The sequence below is a fragment of the Pedobacter paludisoli genome, assembly GCF_052344095.1.
Classification (GTDB): domain Bacteria; phylum Bacteroidota; class Bacteroidia; order Sphingobacteriales; family Sphingobacteriaceae; genus Pedobacter.
In genome coordinates, this window is the sequence record NZ_CP179926.1 from 2390243 (window position 1) to 2403871 (window position 13629).

The window sequence follows — 13629 nt, forward strand, 5'->3', positions numbered from 1 at the left end:
TATCGAAAGGTAGCCTCTTTTTTTGTTATAAGTCGCATATTTTTTCAAACGAACTTTTACGTGATAATTTTCATCCATATGCTTTGGAGATACTTATTTTATTGCCTTCGTACTTTTCAATGCCCAATAAACCAACAACGGCTGAAAAAATAGGCGCCCAAATCTTTTTCCATCTGTATTTAGTCCAAATGCGTCTTTTTTATTTAAATATTGTGAAATATTGCCTGGAAATACTGCGACAAAAAAACCAGCGGCAAGTATACCTACTAACTTTTGATGCTTTTTAGGCGTGAAAACCAAAGCGGTTCCCAGTGCTATTTCAACAACACCAGAAACTAAAACAGTATCGTCTTTTTCTAATGGCACCCAGTTAGGAACTTGCGCTTTAAATTCCCTTCTAGCGAAACTTAAATGGCTCAATCCTGCATACGATAACGTTGCGCCCAATATAATCCTCGTCATTGTTTTTATTCCTTTTGCGTCCATGTCTTGCTTTTTTAACTATTCGACTGAATTATTCGCGCTAGAATTTCTGTAATTGAGAATGTAGCCACACACACAAATTCATCAGCGCGCCGTAATAAATTGGTATTTCATCCTCTTTACATAAAATAAAAATAGCCTAAAAACAGAAAAGCAACCCAAGGGCTGCTTTTCATGTATAAAGTTTATTAAAGAGAATTAATCCATTTTACTAATTCATCTCTTCCTTTTCCTGTTTTTTGTTGCAGTTTACCTAACAACTCATCGTCTCGACCTTCATCATACATTAAATCGTCATCGGTTAAATCTGCATAGGCTTGTTTTACTTTACCTTTAATCTCATTCCATTTTCCTTTAATTTCTAACTTATCCATTTTGCAATATTTACGTTTAACATGTATTATGTATTAACAACACGCAATACACGCAAATGTTTTAAGGAAAGTTCAAATCTAGCTATGGAAACAATTAAAGCTGACCTGCTGCTTCGATAATTTCTTCTACAACCGCCGGATCTAACAAGGTAGATGTATCGCCTAAATTTGAGGTATCCCCTTCGGCAATTTTACGCAATATGCGGCGCATGATCTTACCTGAACGTGTTTTAGGTAAACCCGAAACAAATAGAATTTTATCAGGCTTGGCAATTGCTCCAATCACGCGTGTTACCGTTTGTAAAATATCGCGTTTCGATAAATCGGCTTCGCCGTGCATCTCTGGATAAATCACAAAAGCATAAATGCCTTGTCCTTTTACATCATGCGGATAACCTACTACCGCACTCTCCACTACACCGGCGTGCATGTTAATGGCATTTTCTACTTCTGCAGTACCTATTCTATGTCCTGAAACGTTTAATACATCGTCTACCCGACCGGTAATGCGGTAATATCCATCCTCGTCGCGTAAGCAGCCATCGCCAGTAAAATACATGTTCTCATATGTAGAGAAATAGGTTAGTTTACAGCGTTCATGGTCGCCATACGTGGTACGCAACATTCCCGGCCACGGAAATTTAATGCATAAATTTCCACTTACATTATTTCCTTCAATTTCATTCCCATTCTCATCTACCAACACCGGCTGAATACCCGGAAGTGGTAAAGTAGCAAAACTTGGTTTAGTAGGTGTCACAGTTGCAATAGGCGATATCATGATGCCGCCGGTTTCCGTTTGCCACCAAGTATCTACAATTGGTGCTTTTGATTTACCAATCTTTTCATCAAACCAATGCCAAGCCTCTTCGTTGATAGGCTCTCCTACAGATCCCAACACACGAATCGTACTTAAATCTTTTCCTTCCAAATGCTCATCGCCGTAACTCATCAACGATCGAATGGCCGTTGGAGCGGTATATAATGTATTTACTTTATGTTTTTCAACAATATCCCAAAAACGAGATGGTGTAGGATACGTTGGAATTCCCTCAAACAATACCGAGGTAGCACCTTGCGAAAGTGGTCCGTAAACGATATACGAATGGCCCGTAATCCAGCCGATATCAGCAGTACAGAAATAAACTTCTCCGGGTTGATAATTGAATACGTTGGCAAAAGTATAACCCGCATAAACCATGTATCCGCCACAGGTATGCACCACCCCTTTTGGTTTTCCGGTTGAACCCGATGTATACAAAATGAACAACAAATCTTCCGCATCCATTTCTTCAGCCGGACATACATCGTTTACGTGTTTTACCTCGTCTTCTAACCACACATCGCGTCCTTTCAACATGGAAACAGGTGTACGCACATGGGTTAGCACGATACATTTTTCAACGGTCGGACAACCAATTAATGCGTCATCGATTACATCCTTTAACGGAATTTGTTTATTTCCTCTGTACGCTCCATCGGCTGTGATGACCAATTTACAACCGGCATCATTAATACGATCGGCTATTGATTTTGCAGAAAAACCTCCAAAAACAACTGAATGAACCGCACCAATACGCGCACATGCTAATACAGCAATAGCTAACTCTGGCACCATGGGTAAATAGATACAAATACGATCTCCCTTTTTAGCACCGTTACGTTTTAATATGTTCGCGAAGCGACATACGCGCTCATGTAACATTTTATACGTATAGGTTACGCTTTCTTGTTCAGGATTATTGGGTTCCCAAATAATGGCGGGTTTATCACCATCCTTTTCAAGGTGTCTATCTAAACAATTTTCCGTAATATTAAGCTTCGCACCCTGAAACCATTTAATATCTGGTTCAGAAAAATTCCAAGATAAAACTTTATACCAAGGTTTACGCCATTGAAAATTTTGCGCTACCTCGCCCCAAAATTGCTCGGGATTTTCGATGCTTTTTTTATACTCCTCCTCGTATTGCTTAAAAGATTTAATTTGCATTGCTCTTGTTTATATGTTTTGGTTACTAGTTGTGGCGGCTAATTTAAACATTTATAATGAAGCTAAAATTCATTTATGTTAAAATTTCGATGAATTACAACAAAGCCTACATCACATATCGACCAGATTTGCAAAAATTACGCAGAATACGCTCATTTTAAAAAGACTAAATGAAAAAATCAGGAAGCTAGTTCGAAGAAAAAATGTAAATTTGCAACTTAATTTTTTGTTAAGCGTGTTCCAAGCGGTACACGAAGTATTGAATATATTTTTTAGAAAAATATTTAAATACCTCTTGCTGTTTTCAATTATTATTCAGATATTTGCACACTCTTAAAAAAATTAAGCGACGATATTTTAACAACTATATTTACAAGTCATGTCAAGAGTTTGTGATTTAACAGGAAAAATGGCAATGAAAGGAAATAACGTTTCACACTCGAACGTTAAAACCAAACGCAAATTTTATCCTAATTTGAAACTTCAGAAATTTTATATCCCTGAAGAAGACCGTTGGATTACGTTGAAAGTTTCAACTTCAGCGATTAAAACCATCAATAAAGTGGGTATTAGCGAAGCAATTAACCGTTTCGTAAAAAAAGGATTTTTGTAAAAAACATTAACTGTTGTGATTAACAGTTTAAATTTATATTAAAATGGCAAAAAAAGGTAACAGAGTTCAGGTTATTTTAGAATGTACTGAGCACAAAGAAAGTGGCATGCCAGGTATGTCTAGATATATTTCTACTAAAAACCGTAAAAACACTACCGAAAGATTAGAATTAAAAAAATTCAATCCGGTATTGAGAAAAGTAACTGTACACAAAGAAATTAAATAAGGTTAAAATGTTAAAGGTAGAATGTTTAGGGTTTCCCCAATTCTATCAATCTATCATTTAATCGTTTAAAATTATAATAACATGGCAAAGAAAGTAGTTGCAACCCTTAAAACAGGAACTGGTAAAGAATATTCGAAAGTTATCACAATGGTAAAATCACCTAAAACTGGTGCTTATTCATTCAAAGAACTTATCGTTCATAATGACCACGTTAAAGATGCTATCGCATCTAAATAAGGTTAATATTTTTAACATAAAATATTAAGAGCCGTTCCGTTTAATCCGGAAGGGCTTTTTTTGTTAAAGGAATTTACGGTAGAGAATAATTGATTACCTTTGATAAAAAGCATAACGATGGAAGCGTACAAGTTTAAAACAAAGGTTTCTGAAAATGGGACTATTGTATTACCTGAAGAACTTGATGTAAAAAACAAAGAAGTAGAAGTTATTATTTTAGAGGATGGATCATCGATAACTGACATTTATTACATTGTAAAAAAGAACGCTGGGCACACAAAGGCAATAGAAACAATTGAATCTTTATTAGCAACAGTTGATATTTTAAATGTAAACAGAGACACTATTTTTTTAGCTCTTCATTCTAATTTCGCAGATTTTGAAGATGCAATGCAAAACGCTAGTGCAGAGTTAAGCAATGTTGATTTAATCATCTCTAGAAATATACAAGATTTCAACCGCAGTAAAATACCTGTACAAACACCTAGCGATTTTTTAAAGAACTACAAAAATAACTAATGGGCCTATTCGATTTTTTTAAAAAGAAAGAGACTGCACCTGAAGCACAAGAAGCTTTAGATAAAGGATTAGAAAAAACAAAAGACGGTTTCTTTTCTAAAATTACAAAAGCGGTTGCCGGTAAATCATCGGTTGATGATGAGGTTCTCGATAATTTAGAAGAAGTATTGGTTACTTCGGACGTGGGCGTAAGCACCACCCTAAAAATTATTGAGCGCATTGAGCAACGGGTGTCGAAAGATAAATATTTAAACACTTCGGAGTTAAACTATCTTTTACGCGATGAAATTCAGTTATTGCTATCTGAAAACAATAGCAACGATTTCCGCCAGTTCGAATACGGCGACCACAAACCCTATGTAATTATGGTGGTGGGTGTAAATGGAGTGGGTAAAACTACTACCATCGGCAAATTGGCTCACAAACTTAAAAACGAAAATTTAAAAGTTGTTTTAGGTGCTGCCGATACTTTTAGAGCTGCCGCTGTAGATCAAATTAAACTTTGGGGTGAGCGTGTTGGCGTGCGTGTAGTAGCACAAGCCATGGGTTCTGACCCTGCTTCTGTTGCTTTTGACACCCTACAATCGGCTGTGGCAAATGGCGAAGATGTGGTGATTATTGATACCGCGGGTCGTTTGCATAACAAAATTGGCTTGATGAATGAGCTGGGTAAAATAAAACAAGTGATGCAAAAGGTTGTACCGAATGCTCCGCATGAAATTTTGCTGGTTTTAGATGCCTCTACCGGCCAAAATGCGTTTGAACAATGCAAACAATTTACCGAAGCAACCGATGTTAATGCCTTAGCCATTACCAAATTGGATGGAACCGCTAAAGGTGGTGTCGTAATCGGCATATCAGATCAATTTAAAATCCCCGTTAAATACATTGGCGTTGGCGAAAAAATAAACGATTTACAGCTTTTTGATAAAAAGGAGTTTGTGAATAGTTTGTTTAAGTAGATTTAAACAAACCACATTTCTGGATGGATTAAACAGGGGGAAGCAGCATGCGGAAATCTGTAAAGTCGATCCTAGATTAACAAGACAAAACATAAAACCAGATAAAGAGAAAAAAGGATTTTCAAAGTTAAACGGCTAAAATCTTTTAAATCAATACCGTCTGGGCGAATACAATATGAATACCAAAGTAGCAAAAAATAAAACTGCCATAAAAAAGCAACCGAAAATTAATGTGATTACATTAGGTTGTTCTAAAAACGTCTATGATTCGGAGGTTTTAATGGGACAATTGCGTGGCAACAATTTAAATGTTGTTCACGAATCGGATAAAATGGGGAAAGACGATATCGTAGTGATTAATACCTGCGGTTTTATCGATAATGCAAAACAGGAATCGATTGATACTATTTTACAATTTAGCGAATTAAAAGACGCTGGTAAAATTGGAAAAGTGGTGGTTACCGGTTGCCTTTCTGAGCGCTACAAGCCGGAACTAGAATCGGAAATTACCAATGTGGATGCTTTCTTTGGCACCAACGATTTACAAAATATTTTGCACGAATTGGGTGCTAATTATAAACACGAACTTATTGGTGAACGTTTATTAACCACACCATCGCATTTTGCTTATTTTAAGATTGCGGAAGGTTGTAATCGCCCATGTTCATTCTGTGCCATTCCGTTAATGCGTGGTAAGCACTTAAGTAAACCAATGGAAGAATTGGTAAATGAGGCAAAAATACTAGCGGCAAACGGCACGAAAGAACTTATTTTAATTGCCCAAGATTTAACCTATTACGGTTTAGATTTATACGGTGTTCGTAAATTAGATGAATTGATGCGCCGCTTATCGGATGTTCCAGGCATTGAATGGATTCGTTTGCAATACGCCTACCCTTCTGGTTTCCCAATGGAGATTTTAGATGTGATGAATGAACGTGCGAATATCTGTAACTATTTGGATATGCCTTTACAGCACATTACCGATAATATGCTGAAATCAATGCGTCGTGGTACCACCAAACAAAAGACCATTGATTTAGTTAATCAAATACGCGATAAAGTACCAAACATTGCCATGCGTACCACTTTAATTTGTGGTTATCCTGGCGAAACAGAACGCGATTTTGAAGAAATGAAAGAATGGGTAGCCGAAACAAAATTTGACCGTTTAGGCTGCTTTACGTATTCGCATGAAGAGAAAACGCATGCGCATAGCCTAGTTGATGACGTTCCTGATGAAGTAAAACAGCAACGCGTTGAAGACATTATGGAGATTCAACAAGGTATTTCATTCGACATTAACCAAGAAAAAGTAGGCAAAACCTTTAAAGTATTGGTTGATAAAAAAGAAGGCGATTTCTTTATTGGACGTACCGAATTCGACTCGCCAGAGGTCGATAACGAAGTATTAATAGATGCGGCTACTGGTTATGCCGCAAACGGAAGCTTCGTCAATGTTAAAATTGACCGAGCGGAAGATTTCGATTTATACGGAAAAATCGTTTAAGAATATATTTAAAATCCCGAGCTATAAAACTCGGGATTTTTTAATTCTAGATTGCTTAATCTTTGGGTCTATCTTTTATTTGACTTGGTTTTAGCCAAATTTTTGCTCCTTTTTTATTGACATAGTATTTCTCATTTTTATTGTTGATGTACACATCGGAACCGTCTGGCGCCATTTTACCTTTCCAAACTTTGTCGGTTACTTTAGAAGCCCCTTTAACGGCTACCTCGGCGGTTTTGTTGCCAACATCGGTTGCTGCTTTTTCTACACCGCTTTTCTTTTTTTCTTGCGCATTGGAATGATAACTTAAGCCCACACTTAATGCGATGGCTAATAAGCCCATTTTACATATTCTTTTCATGGTATTGTTTTTTTAAGTAGATACTTTAAGAACACGTAGGTCTTTGCTTTTGTTTGAAACGCCTGCTCGAAAAAAGAGCCAAGAACGCTTAGCTTTGTTTAATAAGCCTGATGGCAGTGAGCACGAAGCCCTTTGGGCGAAGTAAAATGAACAGCAGGGCTGCAGGGAGCGAAACACCACTGGCTTCCACTTTCGATTCTATTTTAAAACAAAAAAGCTTGATACACGTACCAAGCTTTCAATGTTTTTTATTTTTAGTTTAACTTTTCTGCCAACAACTTCATTTCGATATGTGGCGAACGTTTTTGGTATAAAATATTGTGAACGGCCTTGCAAATAGGCATTTCTACCTGGTACTCTTGATTCTTAATGTGCATGCATTTTACAGCATAATAACCTTCGGCAATCATGTTCATTTCCAACTGTGCAGAACGAACGGTATATCCTTTGCCAATCATATTACCAAAGGTTCGGTTGCGGCTAAATTGCGAGTACGCGGTAACCAATAAATCGCCTAAATAGGCCGACTCTTTGATGTCGCGATCGATGGGATGCACAGCATCTACAAAGAGTTTTATTTCGCGTATGGCATTACTGATTAAGACTGCTTGAAAATTATCGCCATAGCCAATACCATGACAAATACCACTTGCAACCGCATAAATATTTTTTAAAACCGCAGCATACTCGGTTCCGAAGATATCATCAGACACATTGGTTTTGATATAGCGCGTGTTAAGAAAAGAGGCAAATACGCCCGCACTTTCAATATCCGTACAAGCGATGGTGATGTAAGAAAGTTTCTCGAAAGCAACTTCTTCGGCGTGGCAAGGACCGCTTATGACTAAAATATCGTCGTAAGGGATTTGATAATGAGTGTGCAAAAATTCGCCAATAATGAGGTTGTCTTCTGGTACAATTCCTTTGATGGCTGAGATAATCTTTTTTCCTTTTAAGTCATCAGCAGTAACCTCGGCTAAAGATTCTTTTAGAAAAGCGGCAGGCACATTTAAAATGATATAATCTGAAGATTGAACGATATGCTTTAGATTCGAACAAATGTTTGCTTGATTTATTTTTATTTCTACCGAACTCAGATAATGTGGATTGTGTTTAAATTTCTTGATGTGCTCTATTGCTTCTTCATTGCGCATCCACCAAAAAATTTCCTTTTCAGAGAGATTATCTGACAACATTTTAATGATGGCTGTTGCCCAGCTTCCGCCCCCTATCATGCCTATTTTAGGTACCATAATATAAATAGTTTTAGGTAAAGGAAAAAAGGCCTAAAGTGTAAGGCTTAAAGCTTAGGTTAAAAATTAAATTTAAAACTCCAAACCCTACGCCCTACACCTCCAAAGCCTCTAAGCCTCACACCTTCATTTTTGCGCAAGTTACTATTTATTGCAGGTAATTTTACCCTTACTTCTTAGCTTCTTTGTTAAATAACTGGTCTTTAGAGGTTTTTTCTACAACTGCCCCGTCTTTAAGTTTGTTTTGAATGGCTGCATAAGGGCCTGTTACAACTTCTTGACCCGATTTTAATCCTGATTTTACAATGATGTATTGGTCGTTTTGTATACCGGTGGTTACCTCTTGTTTTTTAACTTTTTTGGTTTTTGCATCGTATAGATAAACGTACTGTTTCACCGTCTTATCATTTAATTTAGACTTTTGTTTATCGTTATTTCCTTCATTGCCACCTGTTTTGTCAGATGACTTTCCTGCATCGGTGAATACCGCTTGAATTGGAATGGTTAAACTGGTTTGTGTTTCACTTTCGATATCAACGGTTGCTGACATACCTGGACGAAATACGGATTGTTGTTTACCATCGGTATCTTCTTTAATGCGGATTTTTACCGAAAAGTTTGTCACTTGATCTACTGAAGATGAGGTTGTTGTACCAACAGCAGTTGATGAACTGGCAATCTCCGTTACTTCACCTCTGAATTTTCTATCGGCAAATGCATCTACTTCGATGGAAGCCTTATCGCCTACTTTTACACGTGTGATATCGTTTTCGTTTACATCTACATTTACTTCCATTGATGATAGATTTGAAATACGCATAATTTCTGTACCTGCCATTTGCGAGGTACCTAAAATACGGTCGCCCAACTCAATTGACAGTTTTGATACCACACCATCTACTGGTGCATAAATAGTCGTTTTAGCCAAGTTTGCACCTGCTTCTTTTACGTTTGCACCTGTTTGTTCTAAGGTAAACTTAGCCCCTACTACGTTTTCCTTTGCACTTGCTAAGGTTGCCTTTGCCGTTAAATAAGCCGCTTTTGCTGCATCAAATTCTGAGGCAGAAATTACTTTTTTATTAAACAATTCTACATTCCGTTTGTACGTAGCTTCTGCATTAATAAAATTTGCTTGATTTTGGGCCAATTGCTGTTGTGCCGCAGCCACATTTGCTTTTTGAGCATTGTACGTAGCCACTGTTCTATCGTAACCCGATTGCAAAACATCTGGACGAACCTTACATAATAACTGACCTGCTTTTACCACATCGCCTTCTTTTACTTTCAGTTCAACTACCTCTCCTGACACTTCCGAACTTAACTTCACTTCTGTTTCAGGTTGTATTTTTCCACTGGCGGTAACGGTTTCTACTACTGTTTTTTCACCGGCTTTTTCGACGGTTACCTTTTCGGCTTTCGATCCGCCAATTACACCGGCCAGTTTTAAACCTATAAGGACCAATACAATAAGACCAATTGCAATGAGTATATGCTTAAGTTTCATAATTTATTTATTGTTTTATCTCTAAATCTTTTTTAATTAAAATGTGATGGGTTTACCCAAATAATAGTCGATTACTTTTGCTCTGAATAACAAATCGTATTTTGCTTGGATAAAATCTATTTCCGCTTTATTTCTATTGGTTAAGGCAGTGCTCAAATCTAATGAATTCACTAAACCTACTCCAAAACGTTGCTCAACAGCATAATAGGCATCTTTTTGTGCATTAAAGGCATTTTGAGTAGATGCGTATCTACTTTGTGCAGCCGTTAAATCAGCTACGGCTTGCGACACAATTTTATTTAAAGAGTTCTTAGCCAGTTGCTCTGAAACCACTGCGTTATTGTAGTTGATTTTAGCCTTACGCACATTGGTACGGGCATTAAATCCGCTAAATACAGGTATACGAAGCGTCATACTGATATTCTTTGATTGATTATTATCTAATTGGTCCCAAAATGGATTATTTGACGCTAGACTATTGTACTGGTAAATATAGTTACTTCCATAACCGGCGCCCATTGATAAAGTTGGGTAATAACTGCCTTTAGCAATATCAATGGCCTTCTCCGCAACCTTCGTCCGTAAAGAAGCTAATTTAATATCCGGAAATGATTGCATTGCACTTTCAAATACTGTTTGGCTTTCGTACTTGTTTACATCCGATTTCAAAGCTGATTCTAAAGGAGCTTCTACTTCAAATTGGCTATTACCTGGTATCTCCATCAACTGGGCTAAAGTTAAATACGAAATGGTTAAGGTATTTTGTGCGTTTGTGACACCAAGTTCTGCCGTTGCTACTTGAGACTTTGCTTGGGAAACATCAGCTACCGTACCGCGACCAGCTTCCAATAATGCATTGGAGCGAGTTAAGGTTTTAGTTGAAACATCGAGTTGATCGGCTGAAGCTTTTAATAAATCTCTATTGTACAAAACCTGCATATATGCGGTAACTACTTGTAAAATCAAGTCATTTTTAATTTTATCAACATTTGTTTTATCCGCTTCCAATGAAATCTTGTTTTGACGGATTTGATTGATTTTTGCTAAACCACCAAACAAATCGACATTTACACCTGCATTTAGATTTAAATTATACGTTTGCGTGTTTTGGTAAATACCCGTATTACCGTAGTTATTTCTACCCCAACCCATATTTTGTTGACCATTTAAACCCAAAGTAGGCAGCAAAGCATACTGCGATTGCTTTAACGTTTCATCTGTTACAGCGGCACTAAATGCGGCTTGCTTAATCTGCAAGTTATTTTTAAGCGTACTATCTACAGCTTGTTGAAGTGTAATTACTTTCTGTGCTTGAGCACCTTGACTTAAACCTATGACCAGCGCAAACGTTGCTGCCACTAAAAATTTATCCCGAGTAATTTTCTTCATATATGTTATTTCTATATTAATCATTCAATCTGTACATGCATTTACTACCTTTGCTATTCATGTACTTAATTAAATCGCCAATTTTACTTAAATGGTATTATCCCTCATTACTTTGGAACAAAGCTCGCTCCAAAAAAGTGATTTATTTGACCTTTGACGACGGACCTATACCCAATGTTACAGATTTTGTTTTAAAAACACTAAAAGCTTTTGATGCAAAAGCTACTTTTTTCTGTATTGGCGATAATATTGGCAAATATCCTGAAATTTTTGAACGTATTCAAAATGCTGGACACGCTATTGGAAACCATACTTTCAATCATTTGAAGGGCTGGGAAACCGAAACGGAGGCGTATGTAACAAATACATTAAAGTGTCAATCGCTTACGCAAACCAATCTTTTTCGACCACCTTACGGGAGAATAAAGAAAGCGCAAATCTCGCGTCTCAAATCTCAAATGCCGGATTTACAGATTGTGATGTGGGATGTTTTAAGTGGGGATTTTGACACCCACCTTTCGCCCGAAAAATGCTACCAAAATGTGATCAAACATACTGAAAGTGGCTCCATCATTGTATTTCACGATAGTTTAAAAGCTTTTGACCGGTTGGAATATGCGCTACCACGGGTGCTAAAGTATTTTTCAGATAGGGGTTTCTTATTTGCTTCTTTGTAACCTGATTTCAAGAGTTTTTGAGTTGCTGTTATCAGTTTTCGTTATTGCGAAGCTGGATTTGAGCGAGCTGTGTATCCCGAGCATTAGGGAAAGTAATCTATTTTCTAGCCTGAGAAAAAGAAATAAGCTCAATTTGTTTGCCACGGAAACACAAAAAACACGGAAGGTTAATTTTTTGAGATTGCTTCATCTCGCACAGTCTAGCTTCGACGATGATTTAAACAGCCGTTCATTGCGCGCTAAGCAAAGCTAACTGCTTCCTACTTAGAGATGCTTTTCCGAATAATCGGAACACGTTGTGCCGCAGCATGACAGCAAAATTTTGAGCAACATGCTATGAAAACAAACGTTCAAACCTCCAGCCAGCAACCGAGGTACGCCCGTCGACCCTGAATGCTCCTATCGTGTGGACAGATCTTAACAAGATAATGGAAATAAAAAGGAGTTTAGTTTACGCCTCATCGGCTGCGGCATCCTTCTTTTTGCTTGATGCAATTCCAGTCTCGGGATAAACATCCTAGGCCGGTCCTAGCATGGGGCTAGCCGAGCAATTGCCAGAATAAAACATGCCGGTAAAACAAACGTTCAAAATAGCATGCACTAACCGAAGTACGCCCGTCGGTCCCCAGCAGCGGGAAAAAACAAAAACAGTTGCAGCAACATTCGAATGTGTACTACCGAGCATTGTTCTATTCAGTTTTGTGGCAATAATTAAATCTTGGTTACAAAACCAATCCCCACAAAACCGCGCGAGACTGTTTTTGTTTTGAGGAATGGCCTTGCGGGCAAAGCTGCCTAGCCGGATCGACAAAGGCTTTTGGTTACTTTTGGCCCACAAAAGTAAATGCCCTGCCGGCAAGAGGCAAGCAAGGGAAAGCGGGTTGGCAAACACCGAACACCGAATCAAGAAAATTTCATAAACACCCCTCGTTCATTGCGCGCTTAGTAAGCCATCTCTTAAAGAAAAATCAATTATCGCCTCATTGCCGGCGGGACAACTTCTTTTACCTTGATGTAAAAGAAGTCAAAACATCAAGGCTTGGATCTGTTGTTGAATAAAGCTAGCAGAAACTTGATGGCGATAATTTGAGGCCTTGGCTTCGCTCCATTCCTTCGCTCGGCTGCAAATTCTCTTGAACAGTAAGAATTTGAACGTTTCTGCAAAGCTTCTCGCTGCTTTCTTCGGCCACCATCTCCTAGGCCGGTCCTAGCATGGGGGCTAGCCTAGCACCGGATATTAGAGATGCTTTGTATCTAGAGAATGATAAAAATAGCGTATAAGTGATTTTTTTGGTAACACGCTTGAGAACAAACGTTCAAAATTGCAGGCACTAACCGAAGTACGCCCGTCGGTCCCCAGCAGCGGAAAAAAACAAAAACAGGAGAACGAACATTCGAATATGTAGTACCGAGCATTGTTCTATTCAGTTTTGTGGAAATAATTAAATACTGGTTACAAAACCAATCTCCACAAAACCTAGCGAGATTGTTTTTGTTTTGCGCGAAGGCCTTGCGGGTAAAGCTGCCTAGC

General features: G+C 37.9%; 14 protein-coding genes. 7 read left to right on the forward strand and 7 right to left on the reverse strand.

Annotated elements, in window-relative coordinates; genetic code table 11:
• Positions 1–93 precede the first annotated feature (93 nt).
• The 3 genes from ACJVDK_RS09690 to acs all read right to left on the reverse strand — a co-directional run bounded on the left by ACJVDK_RS09690 (position 94) and on the right by acs (position 2847).
• Entirely contained in the window at positions 94–462 is a 369-nt protein-coding gene (locus ACJVDK_RS09690; protein WP_443936477.1) for a DoxX family protein, read from the reverse strand.
• Positions 463–671: 209 nt separating this feature from the next.
• Entirely contained in the window at positions 672–857 is a 186-nt protein-coding gene (locus ACJVDK_RS09695; protein WP_443936478.1) for a CsbD family protein, read from the reverse strand.
• Between the two features lie 94 nt (positions 858–951).
• A complete protein-coding gene (gene acs, locus ACJVDK_RS09700) occupies positions 952–2847 on the reverse strand; it encodes an acetate--CoA ligase (RefSeq protein WP_443936479.1) in 1896 nt (631 codons plus the stop codon).
• Between the two features lie 379 nt (positions 2848–3226).
• On the opposite strand from acs, the gene rpmB reads away from it, so the two are divergent.
• The 6 genes from rpmB to rimO all read left to right on the forward strand — a co-directional run bounded on the left by rpmB (position 3227) and on the right by rimO (position 6914).
• Positions 3227–3460, forward strand: a complete 234-nt coding sequence (gene rpmB, locus ACJVDK_RS09705) for a 50S ribosomal protein L28 (RefSeq protein WP_010599806.1) — start codon at positions 3227–3229, stop codon at positions 3458–3460.
• 43 nt (positions 3461–3503) lie between these two features.
• Positions 3504–3686, forward strand: a complete 183-nt coding sequence (rpmG, locus tag ACJVDK_RS09710) for a 50S ribosomal protein L33 (RefSeq protein ID WP_010599807.1) — start codon at positions 3504–3506, stop codon at positions 3684–3686.
• An 81-nt stretch (positions 3687–3767) separates the two neighbouring features.
• Positions 3768–3923: a DUF4295 domain-containing protein gene (locus ACJVDK_RS09715; RefSeq protein ID WP_010599808.1), complete on the forward strand. Its 156-nt coding sequence runs from the start codon at positions 3768–3770 to the stop codon at positions 3921–3923.
• 117 nt (positions 3924–4040) lie between these two features.
• Positions 4041–4442: a PIN domain-containing protein gene (locus tag ACJVDK_RS09720; protein WP_443936480.1), complete on the forward strand. Its 402-nt coding sequence runs from the start codon at positions 4041–4043 to the stop codon at positions 4440–4442.
• A complete protein-coding gene (gene ftsY, locus ACJVDK_RS09725; RefSeq protein WP_443936481.1) occupies positions 4442–5404 on the forward strand; it encodes a signal recognition particle-docking protein FtsY in 963 nt (320 codons plus the stop codon). Before ACJVDK_RS09720 ends, ftsY begins: the two co-directional genes overlap by 1 nt.
• Before the next feature lie 175 nt (positions 5405–5579).
• Positions 5580–6914, forward strand: coding sequence for a 30S ribosomal protein S12 methylthiotransferase RimO (gene rimO, locus ACJVDK_RS09730; RefSeq protein WP_443936482.1), 1335 nt, complete (start codon positions 5580–5582; stop codon positions 6912–6914).
• A 55-nt stretch (positions 6915–6969) separates the two neighbouring features.
• Here the strand turns inward: rimO and ACJVDK_RS09735 are convergent, their stop codons facing one another.
• From ACJVDK_RS09735 to ACJVDK_RS09750, 4 genes are all read right to left on the reverse strand, one after another.
• Complete coding sequence (locus ACJVDK_RS09735; protein WP_443936483.1) at positions 6970–7275, reverse strand: hypothetical protein; 306 nt, start codon at positions 7273–7275, stop codon at positions 6970–6972.
• 254 nt (positions 7276–7529) lie between these two features.
• Positions 7530–8528 carry an NAD(P)H-dependent glycerol-3-phosphate dehydrogenase gene (locus tag ACJVDK_RS09740; RefSeq protein ID WP_443936484.1) on the reverse strand — a complete coding sequence of 333 codons (999 nt, stop codon included), beginning with the start codon at positions 8526–8528 and terminating at the stop codon, positions 7530–7532.
• Positions 8529–8697: 169 nt separating this feature from the next.
• The gene (locus ACJVDK_RS09745; RefSeq protein ID WP_443936485.1) at positions 8698–10032 is read right to left on the reverse strand and encodes an efflux RND transporter periplasmic adaptor subunit; all 1335 of its coding nucleotides are present in this window, start codon (positions 10030–10032) and stop codon (positions 8698–8700) included.
• A 36-nt stretch (positions 10033–10068) separates the two neighbouring features.
• Positions 10069–11421, reverse strand: a complete 1353-nt coding sequence (locus ACJVDK_RS09750; protein WP_443936486.1) for a TolC family protein — start codon at positions 11419–11421, stop codon at positions 10069–10071.
• A 59-nt stretch (positions 11422–11480) separates the two neighbouring features.
• Between ACJVDK_RS09750 and ACJVDK_RS09755 the strand changes: the two genes are divergently transcribed.
• On the forward strand, positions 11481–12098 hold the full coding sequence (locus ACJVDK_RS09755) for a polysaccharide deacetylase family protein (protein ID WP_443940044.1): 618 nt from the start codon (positions 11481–11483) through the stop codon (positions 12096–12098).
• The last annotated feature ends 1531 nt before the right edge of the window (positions 12099–13629 follow it).

Coding starts and splice junctions, on each gene's coding strand:
- ACJVDK_RS09690 (WP_443936477.1), bottom strand. CDS start 462: ATGACGAGGATTATATTGGGCGCAACGTTATCGTATGCAGGATTGAGC.
- ACJVDK_RS09695 (WP_443936478.1), bottom strand. CDS start 857: ATGGATAAGTTAGAAATTAAAGGAAAATGGAATGAGATTAAAGGTAAA.
- acs (WP_443936479.1), bottom strand. CDS start 2,847: ATGCAAATTAAATCTTTTAAGCAATACGAGGAGGAGTATAAAAAAAGC.
- rpmB (WP_010599806.1), top strand. CDS start 3,227: ATGTCAAGAGTTTGTGATTTAACAGGAAAAATGGCAATGAAAGGAAAT.
- rpmG (WP_010599807.1), top strand. CDS start 3,504: ATGGCAAAAAAAGGTAACAGAGTTCAGGTTATTTTAGAATGTACTGAG.
- ACJVDK_RS09715 (WP_010599808.1), top strand. CDS start 3,768: ATGGCAAAGAAAGTAGTTGCAACCCTTAAAACAGGAACTGGTAAAGAA.
- ACJVDK_RS09720 (WP_443936480.1), top strand. CDS start 4,041: ATGGAAGCGTACAAGTTTAAAACAAAGGTTTCTGAAAATGGGACTATT.
- ftsY (WP_443936481.1), top strand. CDS start 4,442: ATGGGCCTATTCGATTTTTTTAAAAAGAAAGAGACTGCACCTGAAGCA.
- rimO (WP_443936482.1), top strand. CDS start 5,580: ATGAATACCAAAGTAGCAAAAAATAAAACTGCCATAAAAAAGCAACCG.
- ACJVDK_RS09735 (WP_443936483.1), bottom strand. CDS start 7,275: ATGAAAAGAATATGTAAAATGGGCTTATTAGCCATCGCATTAAGTGTG.
- ACJVDK_RS09740 (WP_443936484.1), bottom strand. CDS start 8,528: ATGGTACCTAAAATAGGCATGATAGGGGGCGGAAGCTGGGCAACAGCC.
- ACJVDK_RS09745 (WP_443936485.1), bottom strand. CDS start 10,032: ATGAAACTTAAGCATATACTCATTGCAATTGGTCTTATTGTATTGGTC.
- ACJVDK_RS09750 (WP_443936486.1), bottom strand. CDS start 11,421: ATGAAGAAAATTACTCGGGATAAATTTTTAGTGGCAGCAACGTTTGCG.
- ACJVDK_RS09755 (WP_443940044.1), top strand. CDS start 11,481: ATGTACTTAATTAAATCGCCAATTTTACTTAAATGGTATTATCCCTCA.